This window comes from Micropepsis pineolensis (assembly GCF_055392125.1).
The window spans coordinates 20,038-34,448 of sequence record NZ_AP042408.1 but is presented as its reverse complement, the minus strand read 5'-3'; the positions used below and the strand labels follow the sequence as shown (position 1 = coordinate 34,448).

General features: G+C 59.8%; 12 protein-coding genes and 1 riboswitch. Of the genes, 9 read left to right on the top strand and 3 right to left on the bottom strand.

What is annotated here, in order from left to right; all coding sequences use genetic code 11:
* The first annotated feature begins 106 nt into the window (after positions 1 to 106).
* Together ACZ5RI_RS00120 and ACZ5RI_RS00115 are read left to right on the top strand one after the other, a co-directional pair.
* Positions 107 to 1,690, top strand: a complete 1,584-nt coding sequence (locus ACZ5RI_RS00120; RefSeq protein WP_464514083.1) for a lysine--tRNA ligase — start codon at positions 107 to 109, stop codon at positions 1,688 to 1,690.
* Between the two features lie 310 nt (positions 1,691 to 2,000).
* Complete coding sequence (locus tag ACZ5RI_RS00115; protein WP_464514082.1) at positions 2,001 to 3,266, top strand: multidrug effflux MFS transporter; 1,266 nt, start codon at positions 2,001 to 2,003, stop codon at positions 3,264 to 3,266.
* An 11-nt stretch (positions 3,267 to 3,277) separates the two neighbouring features.
* Here ACZ5RI_RS00115 and cysQ read toward each other — a convergent pair whose 3' ends face one another.
* Entirely contained in the window at positions 3,278 to 4,087 is an 810-nt protein-coding gene (gene cysQ, locus ACZ5RI_RS00110) for a 3'(2'),5'-bisphosphate nucleotidase CysQ (protein WP_464514081.1), read from the bottom strand.
* Between the two features lie 115 nt (positions 4,088 to 4,202).
* Between cysQ and ACZ5RI_RS00105 the strand changes: the two genes are divergently transcribed.
* Genes ACZ5RI_RS00105 through ACZ5RI_RS00095 form a run of 3 tightly spaced genes read left to right on the top strand, consistent with a single transcriptional unit; the run spans position 4,203 to position 6,090 of the window.
* Positions 4,203 to 4,823 (top strand): histidine phosphotransferase family protein, encoded by a 621-nt coding sequence (locus ACZ5RI_RS00105; protein ID WP_464514080.1) that lies wholly within the window; start codon positions 4,203 to 4,205, stop codon positions 4,821 to 4,823.
* Positions 4,824 to 4,852: 29 nt separating this feature from the next.
* The gene (locus ACZ5RI_RS00100; protein ID WP_464514079.1) at positions 4,853 to 5,257 is read left to right on the top strand and encodes a response regulator; all 405 of its coding nucleotides are present in this window, start codon (positions 4,853 to 4,855) and stop codon (positions 5,255 to 5,257) included.
* Between the two features lie 2 nt (positions 5,258 to 5,259).
* Positions 5,260 to 6,090 (top strand): CheR family methyltransferase, encoded by an 831-nt coding sequence (locus tag ACZ5RI_RS00095; protein ID WP_464514078.1) that lies wholly within the window; start codon positions 5,260 to 5,262, stop codon positions 6,088 to 6,090.
* Between the two features lie 117 nt (positions 6,091 to 6,207).
* Here the strand turns inward: ACZ5RI_RS00095 and ACZ5RI_RS00090 are convergent, their stop codons facing one another.
* Positions 6,208 to 8,142, bottom strand: coding sequence for a TonB-dependent receptor plug domain-containing protein (locus tag ACZ5RI_RS00090; RefSeq protein ID WP_464514077.1), 1,935 nt, complete (start codon positions 8,140 to 8,142; stop codon positions 6,208 to 6,210).
* A 144-nt stretch (positions 8,143 to 8,286) separates the two neighbouring features.
* Positions 8,287 to 8,459, bottom strand: a riboswitch (cobalamin riboswitch).
* Positions 8,460 to 8,588: 129 nt separating this feature from the next.
* Between ACZ5RI_RS00090 and ACZ5RI_RS00085 the strand changes: the two genes are divergently transcribed.
* The 4 genes from ACZ5RI_RS00085 to phoB all read left to right on the top strand — a co-directional run bounded on the left by ACZ5RI_RS00085 (position 8,589) and on the right by phoB (position 13,207).
* Complete coding sequence (locus ACZ5RI_RS00085) at positions 8,589 to 10,307, top strand: class I adenylate-forming enzyme family protein (RefSeq protein ID WP_464514076.1); 1,719 nt, start codon at positions 8,589 to 8,591, stop codon at positions 10,305 to 10,307.
* A gap of 82 nt (positions 10,308 to 10,389) precedes the next feature.
* The gene (locus tag ACZ5RI_RS00080) at positions 10,390 to 11,703 is read left to right on the top strand and encodes an ATP-binding protein (RefSeq protein WP_464514075.1); all 1,314 of its coding nucleotides are present in this window, start codon (positions 10,390 to 10,392) and stop codon (positions 11,701 to 11,703) included.
* Between the two features lie 92 nt (positions 11,704 to 11,795).
* Entirely contained in the window at positions 11,796 to 12,503 is a 708-nt protein-coding gene (phoU, locus tag ACZ5RI_RS00075; protein ID WP_464514074.1) for a phosphate signaling complex protein PhoU, read from the top strand.
* 8 nt (positions 12,504 to 12,511) lie between these two features.
* Complete coding sequence (phoB, locus tag ACZ5RI_RS00070) at positions 12,512 to 13,207, top strand: phosphate regulon transcriptional regulator PhoB (RefSeq protein WP_464514073.1); 696 nt, start codon at positions 12,512 to 12,514, stop codon at positions 13,205 to 13,207.
* A gap of 10 nt (positions 13,208 to 13,217) precedes the next feature.
* On the opposite strand, the gene ACZ5RI_RS00065 is transcribed toward phoB, so the two are convergent.
* Entirely contained in the window at positions 13,218 to 14,375 is a 1,158-nt protein-coding gene (locus ACZ5RI_RS00065) for an MFS transporter (RefSeq protein ID WP_464514072.1), read from the bottom strand.
* Positions 14,376 to 14,411 lie beyond the last annotated feature (36 nt).

The window sequence follows — 14,411 nt, the reverse complement described above, 5'->3', positions numbered from 1 at the left end:
GCTGTGTTTTCCACGGTGTCGATCATCGGATCGGACATTGACGGCATACCCCCCGAAAGCCTAGCCTTCGCGCCCTTCCAAATAAAGGCCGCTGTCGTCTATGATAATGAGTTGCGAACAAATCTCCCAAAATCAAGCCCTTAATGCCCGTGCGTGGCCCTTTGAAGAGGCGCGCAAGCTGATAAAGCGTCTCGAAAAGTATCCGGGCAAGTCGGAGATTCTGTTTGAGACCGGCTATGGCCCCTCTGGGTTGCCTCATATTGGCACGTTTGGTGAGGTCGCCCGCACCTCCTGGGTGCGCCGGGCGTTCGAGGCGATGAGCGGCGTCAAGACGCGCCTGCTGGCCTTTTCCGACGATATGGATGGCTTGCGCAAAGTGCCGGACAATGTTCCCAACAAGGACATGTTGACGGCGCATCTGGGCAAATCGCTGACTGCGATTCCTGATCCGTTCGGCACTCATGACAGTTTTGGGGCGCATAACAACGCCCAGCTCAAGGCGTTCCTCGACCGTTTCGGGTTCGAGTATGAATTCTTAAGCGCCACCCACTGCTATAAGACAGGTCTGTTCGACAAGGCCCTGATGGCGGTGCTGGAGCATTATGAAGCCGTGCGCGACATCGTGCTGCCGACCCTGGGGCCAGAGCGTCGTGCGACCTATTCGCCGTTCCTGCCAATTTCGCCCAAAACGGGTGTGGTGCTGCAAGTCCCGCTACTGGAATGGGACGCCAAGCGCGGCACCATCGTGTTCGAGGATGAAGGCGAGAAGATCGAGCTGCCGGTCACCGGCGGCCACGTCAAGTTGCAGTGGAAAGCCGACTGGGCGATGCGCTGGTACGCCATGGGCATCGACTATGAAATGGCCGGAAAGGATCTGATCAGTTCCGTCGAACTGTCGTCAAAGATCGTCCGGGCGCTGGGTGGCAAGCCGCCCGAGGGCTTTAACTACGAAATGTTCCTCGACGAGGGCGGTCAGAAAATCTCCAAGTCGAAGGGCAATGGCCTGTCGGTTGAGGAATGGCTGACCTATGGCACCGAGGAAAGTCTGGCGCTGTTCATGTACCAGAAGCCCAAGGTGGCCAAACGGCTCTATTTCGATGTCATTCCCAAGGCGGTGGACGATTACATTGCCTTTGCCGACCAGTTGCGCGCCACGACCGAGGCCGAGAAGCATCTCGAAAATCCGGTCTGGCACATTCATCACGGCAAGGTGCCGGATGAAAGCTATCCGGTCAGCTTTGCGCTGCTGCTGAATCTGGTCAGTGCCTCGAACGCCAGCTCGCGAGAAATCCTGTGGGGGTTCATCAAGGCGTACGCCCCCGATGCTACGCCGGAAAAGAACTCTGGTCTCGACAAGCTGGTTGGCTTCGCCATCAAATATTATGAGGACTTCGTCAAACCGGCCAAGCAGTACCGCGCCCCGACCGACATGGAGCGGGCAGCTCTGGCCGATCTGGCTACGGCGCTGCGTGCACTCGGGGACGAGCGCAGTGGTGAGGCCGTGCAGAACGCGGTTTACGAAGTCGGCAAAATCGCCGGATTTGATCCCTTACGCGACTGGTTCAAGGCGCTCTACGAGGTGCTGTTCGGCCAGTCACAGGGACCGCGTTTTGGCTCCTTCGCGGCGCTGTTCGGTTGTGCCGCTACCGCTGACATGATTGATGCAGCGCTAAAGCGTGACGCGGTCTGATCCGTTTTAAGGTTACAACACCCACCTGCTGACCGTGTCTGCAGGTGGGTGTTGTGTATCAGATGCGCATCCGGTTTCGTTCACCGGGCCAATAGAGCCATGATTACTTTAGAGAATTTAATATATGGCGTATGCGTCATGCGGCTGTTGCTGACACCTTACGTCACGTTTGATACTGATGAGCGGTATTCATAAGTCCATGCGCTTTTTGCTGTCTAATGTTGGCAGCGCATAAACGCTAGACAAACGGCCAACCTATGCCACGCCCACAGTATCGTCCGTGGGGGCCATAGCCGGAGCTGTTGCGTTTATGCCGTCTTTTCCGAAGTCCTCCTCCGCCGCCACCCCAATCGTTGCTGGTTGGTATGTGCTGGCGATCCTCAGCATACTGATGGGTTTTGCGTCCATCTCGACTGATTTCTATCTGCCAGCGATGCCGGCGATGAGCCGTAGCCTGCAGGCCGCTCCCGGCATGATAGAGCTGACGATCTCAAGCTATCTGATTGGCTTTAGTATCGGGCAATTGTTCTGGGGGCCGATTGGTGACCGTTTTGGCCGCAGGGTGACGATTGCCGTCGGTCTGGTGCTGTTCGTTATTGGTTCGGCGGGCTGCGCCCTGTCGGGCAGTGCGTTGGCGATGATCGGCTGGCGCATGGTACAGGCGGTAGGGGCCTGTGCTGGTGTGGTGCTTGCCCGTGCCATGGTGCGTGACCTTTATCAGGGTCCGCGCGCGGCTCAGATGCTGTCGACCTTAATGTCGGTGATGGCCATCGCGCCGCTGGTTGGGCCATCGCTGGGGGGGCAGATCGTTGCCCTGTCTAGCTGGCATGCGATTTTCTGGACGCTGGTTGGTATCGGGCTTATGACGTTGGCGCTTTTGTACACCATACCGGAAACACTGCCGGTTACGCTGCGCAATCCTGAGCCGATTTATCGGGCTATGTTGCGCTATGGCGAATTGCTGCGTCGGCCACGTATTTTGGGGTATGCCGGTGTCGGCGGTTTCTTCTATGCCGCGTCCTACGCCTATATCGCGGGTTCGCCTTTTGCGTACATCAGTTACTACCATGTTCCGGCTCAGCTGTTCGGACTGCTGTTCGCCCTCAACATTATCGGCGTTATGGTTTCCAATATCATCAACGCGCGCCTGGTGATGCGCTATGGTTACGACCGGATTCTGGCGCTTGGCACAGTGATGGCGACACTGTTCGCCGTCATCGTCGGGGTTGTCTGCTTTACGGGGGGCGGCGGCTTCTGGGGGCTGGTGGTGGCGCTGTTTTTATTCGTCGCCACCACAGGCTTTATCGTCGCTAATGCCATTACCGGGGCGCTGGCCGACTACCCGGAACGGGCCGGCGCGGTGTCGGCGCTGATCGGTGCCTTTCAGTATGGCAGTGGTATCGCGGGCTCAGGTCTGGTTGGTCTGTTTGCCGATGGCACACCGCGGCCGATGGGCTGGGTGGTGGCGCTTGCCGGGATCGGCTGTCTGATTTCGTTGCGGCTGGTCTTTATCGCGCAGTCAAAAAAATCGGTCCTGCGCAGGGGCTCTGCCCCGCTGGAATCGTCTGCGCCATAAGCACTTAGGGGCTATTCCAGACCGCGGGCGATAAAGGACGGATTAAAATACTTTTCGGCCGTCTTGCCGTAAAGAAAGGGTTTGCCCTCTGGTGTGGTCATGCTGCCGCCTGCGGCCAGCAGTACGGCATGACCGGCGGCCGTGTCCCATTCGCAAGTGCGTCCGAAGCGGGGATAGATGTCGGCTTCACCCGCTGCAACCAGACAGAATTTCAAAGACGAGCCGGCGACCACGGTACGTTTGACGTTGAAGGCGGCCATATATTCTTCGGATTTTTTATCGGCATGCGAGCGGCTGATGGCCATTACCACACCGTCTTTGGCAGGAGTCCGGGCGGTGATCGGCATGGCTTCGGCAAAGTTTGGCGCGCCACCGGGCTGTGCGATGATCTGGAACGCCCCGCAGCTTAATTCGCCCAGATAAAGCTTGTTGATTGCCGGGGCATAGACCACGCCGCGCACCGGCTTGCCGTCGATAATCTCGGCAATGTTCACGGTAAACTCGCCGTTGCGTTTGATGAATTCCTTGGTGCCGTCCAGTGGATCGACCAGAAAAAAACGGCGACCAATTTTCGGAATGCGCCCAGCGGCAACCGCCTCCTCGGCAATCACCGGCACATCGGGGGCCAGCGTCGCCAGTCGCTTCAATATGAAGCGTTCGGCCTCTTCGTCGGCGATGGTGACAGGTGATGCGTCGGCTTTTTCACGCACCTTGACGCCTTCGGCATAGTGACCAAGTAAAATAGCGCCAGCGTCATAGGCTATGGCTGCCAGTGCGCGCAAAATCGGGGATGTTGCGTGTGCCTGGAATGTCTCGTTCATCTGTCTATCCCTATCGGGTTTGCCGTTTTGTTGACATTAAGCCTTTCTTGTCCGGCTGCAACGATGATAACCAATAGGAAAGATACGCTTCCAGACAGAAAGTCGGAAAAAACGCATGACGGAACTTGAATTCGCCGCGCTACTCGTCAGCCGGGTGTGCCATGATCTGGTTGGGCCGCTAGGGGCTGTGGTCAATGGGCTCGAAGTGCTCGAGGAAGAGCGCGACGCTGCTTTGCGGGCTGATGCTTTAAAGTTGGTTGCCAGCAGCGCCGAACAGGCGTTGGCGAAGCTGCAGTTCATGCGGCTGTCCTTTGGCGCCGCCGGTTCTGCCGGCAGCGAGCTGAACCTCAACGATGTGCAAAGTCTGATCGCCGGCTTGTTCGAAGGCGGGCGGCTCAGGCTCGACTGGAAGGCGCCGCCGGTATCCTGGCCGAAAGACTGGGCCAAGCTGGTGATGAATGCGGCGCTGATCGCGGCCGATTGTTTGCCGCGGGGTGGATTGGTTCGCATTGAGACAGCCAATCAGCCCGGGGTCTATGGCTTTACCATTATGGCCAGCGGTACTGGGGCACGCATTGCCGAGGAAACAGCGCGCCTGCTGCTCGGCGGCGGACCGGATAACAGTTATGAAGCCCGCTCGATTCAACCTGCCCTGACGGCAAAGCTCGCCACAGTGCTGGGGATAAAGCTGCAATTGACCCCCGGCCCGGATCAGGTTGAAATTCAGACGGTTTAAACATTAAGGGGTGGTGGTGCGGATACAACATGTTTGCATCCGGTTATGATGAGGGGCGTTCAATGCGTGGGCTGATTATTGATGACAGCCGGGTGATGCGCCAAGTGGCGCGTCAGATCCTGGAAAAACTGACCTATACGGTGGAGGAGGCATCCGATTTCGACGGCGCCTTGGCGTGCTGTCTGCGGGCGATGCCGGATGTTGTTCTGGTCGATCTGAATATGCCCGGTGCTGATGGCGTAGGCTTCGTGCGCACGCTGCGCCGTCAGGGTGTGGCGGGCAAACCCCGCATCATCGTGCTGTCGACCGAAAACGATACGGCGCTGCTGACCGACGCGGTCCAGGCCGGGGCGGATGAGTATCTGCTCAAACCCTTTGACACCGAAACCATTGCTGCCGCGCTGAAAGGGTCTGTGCTCGCGTCCGGGAACTGATCATGACCGGATGTTGTCTGGACCACGGCGATTTCGACTATCTGGCGCAATGGTTGCGCCAGCGCACGGGGCTGCGACTGGATGGCTTGCCGCCGGAATTTGTCAGCAATCGTCTGGCGCTGGTGGCGCGGCGTTTTGGTTTTCACTCGTTTGCGGCCCTGATCGACGATCTGCATCTGCCCGATGCCGGGCCGGGCTTGTCGTCGGCGGTGCTCGAAGCCTTTGTCGTCAGCGACACCGCATTTTTTCGCGATGCCGAAGTGTTCTGGGCGCTCAGAGATCAGACCTTGCCTGGCCTGATTGCCAAACGGGCATCGGATAAAACCTTGCGGATCTGGAGTGCGGCTTGCGCCAGTGGTCAGGAAGTCTATTCCATCGCCATCATGCTGGCTGATTTCGGTCTGCTCGCGGCGGGCTGGCATATCGAACTGATCGCCAGTGATCTGTCGGCCCCGGCGGTCGAGCAGGCGGCGGCAGGGCACTACAGTGCAGCAGAAATTGAACGCGGCCTGACGCCGCGTCATTTACAGAAATATTTCGACGCGGCCGAGGATGGCTGGCAGGTTCATGCGGATTTACGCGATCTGGTGACGTTTCGTATTTTTAATTTGTGTGATGGGTTCGACTGGCTTGGCCGTCTCGACATCGTTTTTTGTCGGCATGTGCTGATGTATTTCGATCTGCCGTGCCGCTGCGACGTGCTGGCGAAAATCGCCGGGCAGATGGCCCCTGATGGGGTGTTGGTGACGGGCAGCACCGAAATGGTGCCACCCATGACCGGTTTCCACAATATTTGCCGATCAGCCCCCGGCGTGTATGCCCGGCGGAGCTGACCAGCTTTGATGGGCGATTAGAGCGACGGCTGGTCATATGCGATCGGCCCGTCGCTCTGTTTTTTTGTTTGATCGCGCCTTTGCGCGCAAACTGTCTATACTTTTGCGCTCGTTGCCTTAGAGCCGCGCGCGCACGCCGATGCTGGCACCCAGACCTTCTACGCCGTAATCGGTCACCGCCTGAGTGCGGTCATTGAACAGATTTTCAATACGGCCGTAGATCTGCCAGTGCGCGTCGATATTGTAATCGGCGAACAAATCAACCTTCTCCTTGGCACCCAGCTTGGTGGTTTCACTGGCGGCATTAAAGCGCTGACCGAGATAGTTCATCGCCACGCCGAGGCCGAGTTCTTCGGTGGCCTGCCAGCGCAGATTGGCGTTGGCCAGATAATGCGGACGACGGGCCAGATCAAGGCCGGTGTCGCGGTCGGTGGCGTTCATATAGGTGTAGTTGGCCGACAGCGTCAGCGTATCGGTCAGGTGGGTGTCCACCGCCGCTTCAATGCCATTGGCCTTGGTACGGTCGATATTGACGTAATAGCCATACTGTTGCAGCCGCTGCGAGCAACCGGGGGCATCAGACGCGCTGTAGCAGTTCTGCCAGTCAATCTGATTGCTGGTATGACGCCAGAAGTAGGTCAGCGAGGCGTGCAGCCGGCCATCGAAGAAATTCTTGTCGGCGCCGATTTCCCACGTGCGGGCGGATTCGGGTTTCAGGGCATCAATCGGGTTGGAATAGGCCGAATAGAGCTGATAGAGCGTCGGCGATTTAAATCCGTCGCCGTAATTGGCATGCAGGGTGGCATCGAGCTCCGGAATCTGCCAGGCCGCCGCGACCTTGACCGAGGTGTGGCTGCCGAACTCGTCATCATTGTCGGTGCGCGCACCTACGGTCAGCGTCAGCTGGTCGAACAGAGTCTTCTGCAGTTGGCCATAGCCCGACGTGGTGCGCTTGTGCCCGGCGATATGATCGGCGGCGGCATAAGACGAGAAGGTATCATTATCGAGATAGGTTGTTTCGCTTTCGGCCCCGAAGGACAGCTCGGTGCTGTCGTCGATCTTGGCCACGCCCTGATATTCAACGCGGAACGCCCCACCGTCATAGGCATAGTTGTGGTGGATGGTGTCGTAAGCGGAATCAAAGAAATCGCGCTTGGACGAGGACGCGATCAGCGCCAGCCGGTTGGTCAGAATGCCATCCAGCGCCGTCTGGTTGATGCCGACATAGCCGCTGTAGAGGCTGTGGGTTTCATAGGTGGCAGAGTCAGCCAGATTGTAGCTCGCGTCGTAGCCATCGTCATACTTGGTGTGGGCGTGATCGTAATAGCCGATGACATCAACGCTGATCGTATCACTCAGGTGGGTGCGGGTGTTGATATTGAGCGACTGGTTGGCCGTGCCGTCCGCTTCGTGCTGGCCAGCCGCGGCTGAAATGCCCTTGGTGGCATAATCATTGGCCGCGACACCGAATTCCGTGGCCCCGGCAGTCCCATTTGCCGCCACATTGACGCGCCAGCTATCAAAGGTGCCAGCTTCCGCACTGGCGGTCAGGGCGGTGTCGCCACCGCGCTTGGTGATGATGTTGATGACACCGGCCATGGCATTGCTGCCATACAGGGTCGAGTTGGCGCCGCGCATAACTTCGATGCGGTCGATATTGTTGAGGAACAGATCGCCATAATTGGCACTGCCCGACGAGTCACTGGGGTCGTTGAGACGGATTCCGTCGATCAGTGTCAGGGTCTGGCCGCTGTCTGCACCGCGCAAATAGACCGTAGTGGTCTGCCCCGCGCCACCGGTGCGGTTGATGCTGAGGCCGGGCACGTCGCTCAAGGCGTCGGTCAGGCTGACACTCTGGCGGGCGTCGAGATCGGCGGCATCAATGACCGTGACCGTGGTGCCGGTTTTGGCCAGCGGCTGGGTCGTGCGGGTGGCAGAAACCACCACGGTCTCAACCTCCTGTGCGGCCGCTGGGGCCATGCAGGTGCCAAACGCGGCGATCAGCGCGGTGGTGGTGCCAAGCAGGATTGTCGTTAAACGGGATGTAGGCATAAAATTTCTCCTGGAATAGATCCCAAGAGCCGGTGGCGGTTCAGCCTGATCCTTCGAATGGCCAGAATGTTCCGCGGCAGCGACTCATACACGTTGTCGCCGCGACGGATAGAACCGCTAATTTCCGGCACACCCCGGCCGAAAACTGGACGACGACGCAAGGCAGGTCTCCTGGCTAGCCGGCTGCGAACGAGAGCACCAGCCTTCCCAAAGCGCATATGGCTTCAGTGGCGTGTTGGCGTCTCTTGCCGACGACAGTTGCGGGGGCAGCCACGTTTGATGTGCGTGTTCCCAAAACCTTACGTCTGATGGCTGTCTACAAAGCCGAAAGCGGCGGTACCGTCAACGTTTAAGCCGTTGCCTGTGCACGATTTCAGGCATCTGTTGCCCCCGCGGCAACAAGCGTGGATAATGGCCCTTGTGCCATTAAGGAATAGCTGCGGGCCATGATGCATGGCAAAATATGGTCTCGGGCGGCGGCGGATGCCGCGCTGACCCGGCCGGGGTCCTGTTTTGAGATCGAGACCGTTCAGCAGGGTAATCGCGCCTTGCGGGTGTGGAAATGTGCGCCCGCCACGGTGCCAGCCTTGCTGGCGCGGGCGGAACGTTTCGGCGCGCGGGAATTTCTGATTTATGATGCGACGAGGGTCACCTACGACGCATTTCTTCGCGCAGTTCAGGCGTTGGCTGCCGACCTCAAAGCCCATGGGGTGGTCCCCGGCCAGCGCGTCGGGTTGGCCATGCGCAATCTGCCCGAATGGCCGGTGGCGTTTTTTGCCATCCTGCAGACCGGGGCGCTGGTCGTGCCGCTTAATGCCTGGTGGACCGAGGCCGAACTGGCGGCGGCGCTGGCCGATAGTGGGGCTGAGTTTGCCATTGTCGATGACACACGGCTCGGTCGCCTGCCTGCGCAGCCTGGTCTGGATCATGTCTGGGTGTGCGGCGCATCGCGAGGGGGGGCAGGCGTCAGCCAGCTGGAAGCGGTGATCGGTCCGGCGGGCCGCTGGCATATGCTGCCACGGCACCCACAGGTGCCGCCACCGCTGGAACCCGACAGCGCTGCGGCCATCTTCTACACCTCGGGCACGGCATCGCGGCCGCGCGGGGTGCTGTGCAGCCAGAGTAACCTGCTCGATACGATTATGGCGATGGCCTATACGCTGGCTCGCACCCGTCTTTGCGAAGGCGGGGCGCTGCCGGATGCCGATTTCCTGTGTCAGCCCCAGCGCAGCATGCTGCTAACGGTGCCACTGTTCCATGTCATAGGGGCCTGCGCCGTGATGATTCCGGCGCTGCATAGCGGGGCGCGGCTGGTGCTGATGCCCAAATGGGATACCGAAGCAGCCTTCGCGCTGATCGAAGCCGAGCGCGTCAGCCATTTATGGGGTGTGCCGGCGATTGCCCGCGCCATGCTCGATCATCCGGCGCGCCAGAGTTATGACCTGACATCGTTGCGGCTGATCAGTTATGGCGGGGCACCGTTTGCCCCGGCGCTGGCGGGCGAGATTGCCCGGGTCTTCGCCCCTGCGGTGCCCGGCAGTGGCTGGGGCATGACCGAGACTGCTTCGCTTTGTATTGGTCATTCGGGTCGCGAATATCTTGACCATCCGGCCTCCTGCGGTTTGCCGCCGCCGACCTGCGCGATCAAGGTGACCGATGCGGCGGGCCACGTGCTGCCGTCGGATACGGTGGGCGAGCTGTGGGCCTATGGGCCGAACGTCGCCATGGGCTATTGGCAGCGGCCAGAGGAAAGTGCCGTAACCTTTGTCGATGGCTGGGTCCGCACCGGCGATCTGGCCCGCATTGATGCCGAAGGTTTCTGCACCATTGTTGGGCGCACCAAGGACATGCTGATTCGCGGCGGCGAAAATATCTTCTGCGGCGAGGTTGAAGCTGTGCTCGCCAGCCATCCGGCGGTGCGTGAGGCGGCTTTGCTTGCGCTGCCCGACCCGAAGCTGGGCGAGGTACCCGCTGCCGTGGTGGTGCTGCGCCAGGGGGCGTCTGCCAGTGCCGGGTTGCTGAAAGCCTATGCGGCGGAACGGCTGGCAGCCTTCAAGGTGCCTGTAAAAATCGTGTTTTCATCCGGGCTGCCCCGCAATGCCGCTGGCAAGCTCACCCGCAGTGGTTTGAAAAGCCTGCTCGAACAAACCGCAGAAACTTCGTAACAAATGCGAATGGCGTCGCTTTCCTGTCGCATATCGTCCCTATTAGAGTGAATTTTAAAATTTATGAACATAGGGTTGGCATATGAAGGCAGATACCGCATGGCGCAGTAAGGCCTCCCAGGGCTTCATTCACCTGGGCGTTGGGCTTGTGGTCAGCGCGGGGTTGGCGGGGCTGTGTGGTGCGTGGGCCTTGCTGTGGGGCGGGCTGGCCGGGCTGGCCGCACTGGCGGCGGGGACCGCCCTGCGCCGTGGCGCCCGTGGCCGCTTGCTGGAGACCATCAAGCCCGCTAAGCCGGAACTGCCGCCGCTGGTGCGCAATCTGTTTGAGCGCCTGCCTGACCCCATGCTGCTGGTTGATCTGGGCGGCAAGGCGCTGTTCGCCAACCGGGCCATGCGTGAGATTGTCGGTACCACGGTCGAGCATAAGCATGTCTCGGCGCTGCTGCGGATGCCCAGCGTGCTTGAAGCGCTGGCGCGCACTGCACGCACCGGCGAACCGGTTCTGGTCGAATTTTCCATCCGTGTCCCTGTGGAGCGTTATTTTCAGGCCCATGCCGCCATGGTTGGGCTTGATCCCGCGGCGATTGTGCTGCTGCTGCATGATCTGACCGCGTTGAAGCGGGCCGAGCAGACCCGGGTTGATTTTGTCGCCAATGCCAGCCACGAACTGCGTACGCCGCTGGCGGCGGTGACCGGCTTCATTGAAACCCTCAAAGGGCCGGCGCGCGACGATGTCGAAGCGCGGGATACTTTCCTCGACATTATGTTAGTCGAGGCGACGCGGATGCGCCGCCTCATCGAGGATCTGCTGTCGCTGTCGCGGATCGAGATGAACGAGCATGTCACCCCGCAGGGCGGTGTGGCAGTCGAACGGCTGGTGCGCGATGCCGTCGCCGCGCTGGAACCTTTGGCCCGGGCTGAAGCCATGACGGTGTCGGTCGATGTCGAACCCGGTTTGCCGGATGTGGTGGGTGAGCGGGACGAGTTGATGCAACTGGCCCAGAACCTGATCCATAATGCCATCAAATATGGCCGCGAGGGCGGGCGTGTCGATATCAGCTTAAAACGCGCGCCGGGTGCGGGCCGTGGGGCCGAGACGCTGGTAGCGATTGCCATTCATGATGATGGTGAGGGTATTGCGCAGGACGCTATTCCTCGCCTGACCGAGCGATTCTATCGCGTCGACGTTAAACGCAGCCGTGAAAAGGGTGGTACCGGGCTGGGGCTGGCGATTGTGAAGCACATCGTCAACCGCCACGGCGGGAAATTGCAGATCGAAAGTATTGTCGGTGAAGGCAGCACTTTTACCGTCTTTTTGCCGGTTTTGCGCCGTCCGCCCGAGTCCGAGGCCCCCCCGGATGCCGACCAGAGCGAAACGGCTGTCACAGAAGTGTAATACATCTGTCACAATCTCTTGATGGTTGGCAGGATAGTGATCGCTCACTTTCGGTTGGCCGCGTGGTTGAATTGAGATTGGATTGGCAGGAAATGGTCGAACACACAGTAAAATCGTTCAGTGAACAGCTTGAGACCTTGTCGTCGACGGTGGCGCAGATGGGCGGTCTTTGTGAAGCCCAGCTTGCCGATGCCATCGATGCCATCGTCAAACGCGATACGGCGCTGGCCGAACAGGTGGTGGCGGGCGACCGGCGGGTGGACCTGTTACAGGTTCAGGCCGAAAATCAGGCCATCAAACTGTTGGCCCTGCGTCAGCCGCTGGCGGTCGATTTGCGCGAAACCCTGGCGGCGATCAAATGCGCCGGTGAGCTGGAACGCATCGGCGATATGGCCAAGAACATTGCCAAGCGCGCCATCGTGCTCAATCGCGAGCCGCCAATCCGTCTGACCCAGGGGCTCGCCCGCATGGGCCGTCAGGCCTTAAGCCAGCTCAAGATGGTGCTGGATGCCTTTTCCGACCGCGATCCGACCGCGGCACAGACCGTGTGGCGTCAGGATGGCGAAGTTGATGAAATCTATAACAGCCTGTTCCGGGAACTTCTGACCTATATGATGGAAGACCCGCGCACCATCGGGTTGTGCACCCATCTGTTGTTTGTCGCTAAGAATTTGGAACGTATTGGCGACCATGCCACCAATATTGCCGAAGTTGTCTATCACATGGTGAAGGGTGAACAGTTGGATGCCGACCGGCCCAAGGCCGACGCTACCTGCGACCCCGCCTTTGAAAGCAAATAGGATCTACCATGCAGCCAACGGTTCTTGTGGTTGAAGACGAAACCGCGTTGATCACTCTGCTGCGCTATAATCTTGAGCGGGCCGGTTATCGCGTACTCTCGGCCATGGATGGCGAGGAAGCGCTGCTGATCGCAGCCGAAGAAACACCAGATTTGGTGTTGCTCGACTGGATGCTGCCGCAACTGTCGGGCATTGAAGTGTGCCGTCGCTTACGCGGGCGACAGGAAACCCGCAATGTGCCGATCGTCATGCTCACCGCCCGCAGCGAAGAGGCTGATCGTATCCGTGGTCTTGATACCGGGGCGGACGATTATCTCACTAAACCCTTCTCGATGACCGAGCTGTTGGCCCGGATCCGCGCGGTGATGCGGCGCATCCGTCCCAGCATGGCCGAGGATGTGCTGCTGGTCGGTGATATCGAGATGGATCGCGCCACCCACCGTGTGCGCAGAAATACCGCCGAGGTGCATCTGGGGCCGACCGAATACAAGCTGCTGGAACATCTGATGCAGCATCCCGGCCGGGTCTTCTCGCGCGAGCAGTTGTTGGATGCGGTGTGGGGTTCGGATGTTTATGTCGAAGCCCGCACGGTTGATGTGCATGTCGGCCGGTTGCGTAAGGCCCTGATGAGCGCTGGTGGGCCGGACCCCTTACGCACGGTGCGCTCGGCGGGCTATGCGCTGGAAGAACGCGTCGCCGCGTAAAATCGGCCGCTTAGATCGTATAGACCGGTTCGGCGCCATCATCAGCAATCAGATGGCGCCCATGCCATAGCCGCCCCAGCACCAGGGTCAGCGCAATGGCCATCAGTCCCATCAGGCTCATCGGCAGATAGGCCAGCCCGCCATAGCTGCCGTAGAGCCGCCCCGACACCAGCGTCGCCAGCCCAACGAAAATACCGGCATTGCAGACGAAATAGAGGCTTTGCGCGGTGGCCGCCAGTCGCGGTGGTACGGTGCGCAACAGGAAATACATCGCCCCGATATGGGCGAGCGCAAAGGTGGCGCCATGCAGAAACTGCAGTGCGATGACCAGCGCCAGCGGCGGATCAAACGCCATCACGGTCCAGCGCAACACGGCGGCTAATCCACCGAGCAGGATAAGCCGCACCGGCCCGATCCAGTGCACCAGCTTCTGGGCAAACATCAGTATACAGATCTCGGCCAGAACCCCCAGCGGATAGAGGATGCCGATCAGGGCGCCAGAATAGCCCTGAGCACGCCAATGCAGTCCACCATAGCTGTAATAAAACGCATGGCTGCCCTGTACCAGGCTGGCCGCGACCAGAAACAACAGGAATATTTTGGAGCGTGTCAGCTCGAAGGCTTCGCTCAAAGTCTGTTTCAGCGCCGCAGGGAGTTTAGCGCGGGCATGGGTTTCCCCCGGAGGCGGCAGCATCAGAGTGGTGACAATGCTGCAGGCGGCAAACAGCGCCAGCAGCGGCGCCACAATGCCGGTGCCGAACAGCGAAAAACAAATGCCGCCGATAACGCTCATTACCACGAAGCTGGTCGAGGCCCATAAACGGACCCGGCCATACTGATAGCCATAGGCCGAGGCCAGCCGAACGCAGACGCTTTCCAGTAACGGCGTGATGGCACCGATCGACGTGGTGGCTACCACTGCGGCCCAGCCGATCAGGGTGGCGTTGGTAAAAATCCCCATCGAGGCGTAGCCCGCGAACATCAGGCAATAGAGCACCAGCATCATCTCGCGCCGGTCGTTGCGGGCATCAGCCATGATGCCGCAAAACGGGCTCAGCACCGCGCGCAGCAAATAGCCGGCCGACATGATCCAGGCGATCTGATCGGTGGGGAATCCGCGCCACGCCAGCCACGCGCCATAGAAGGGCAGGAAGATAGCGCTGATCATGCCCGAAGACGCTTGTGCTAGGCTGAGGCGAAAAGT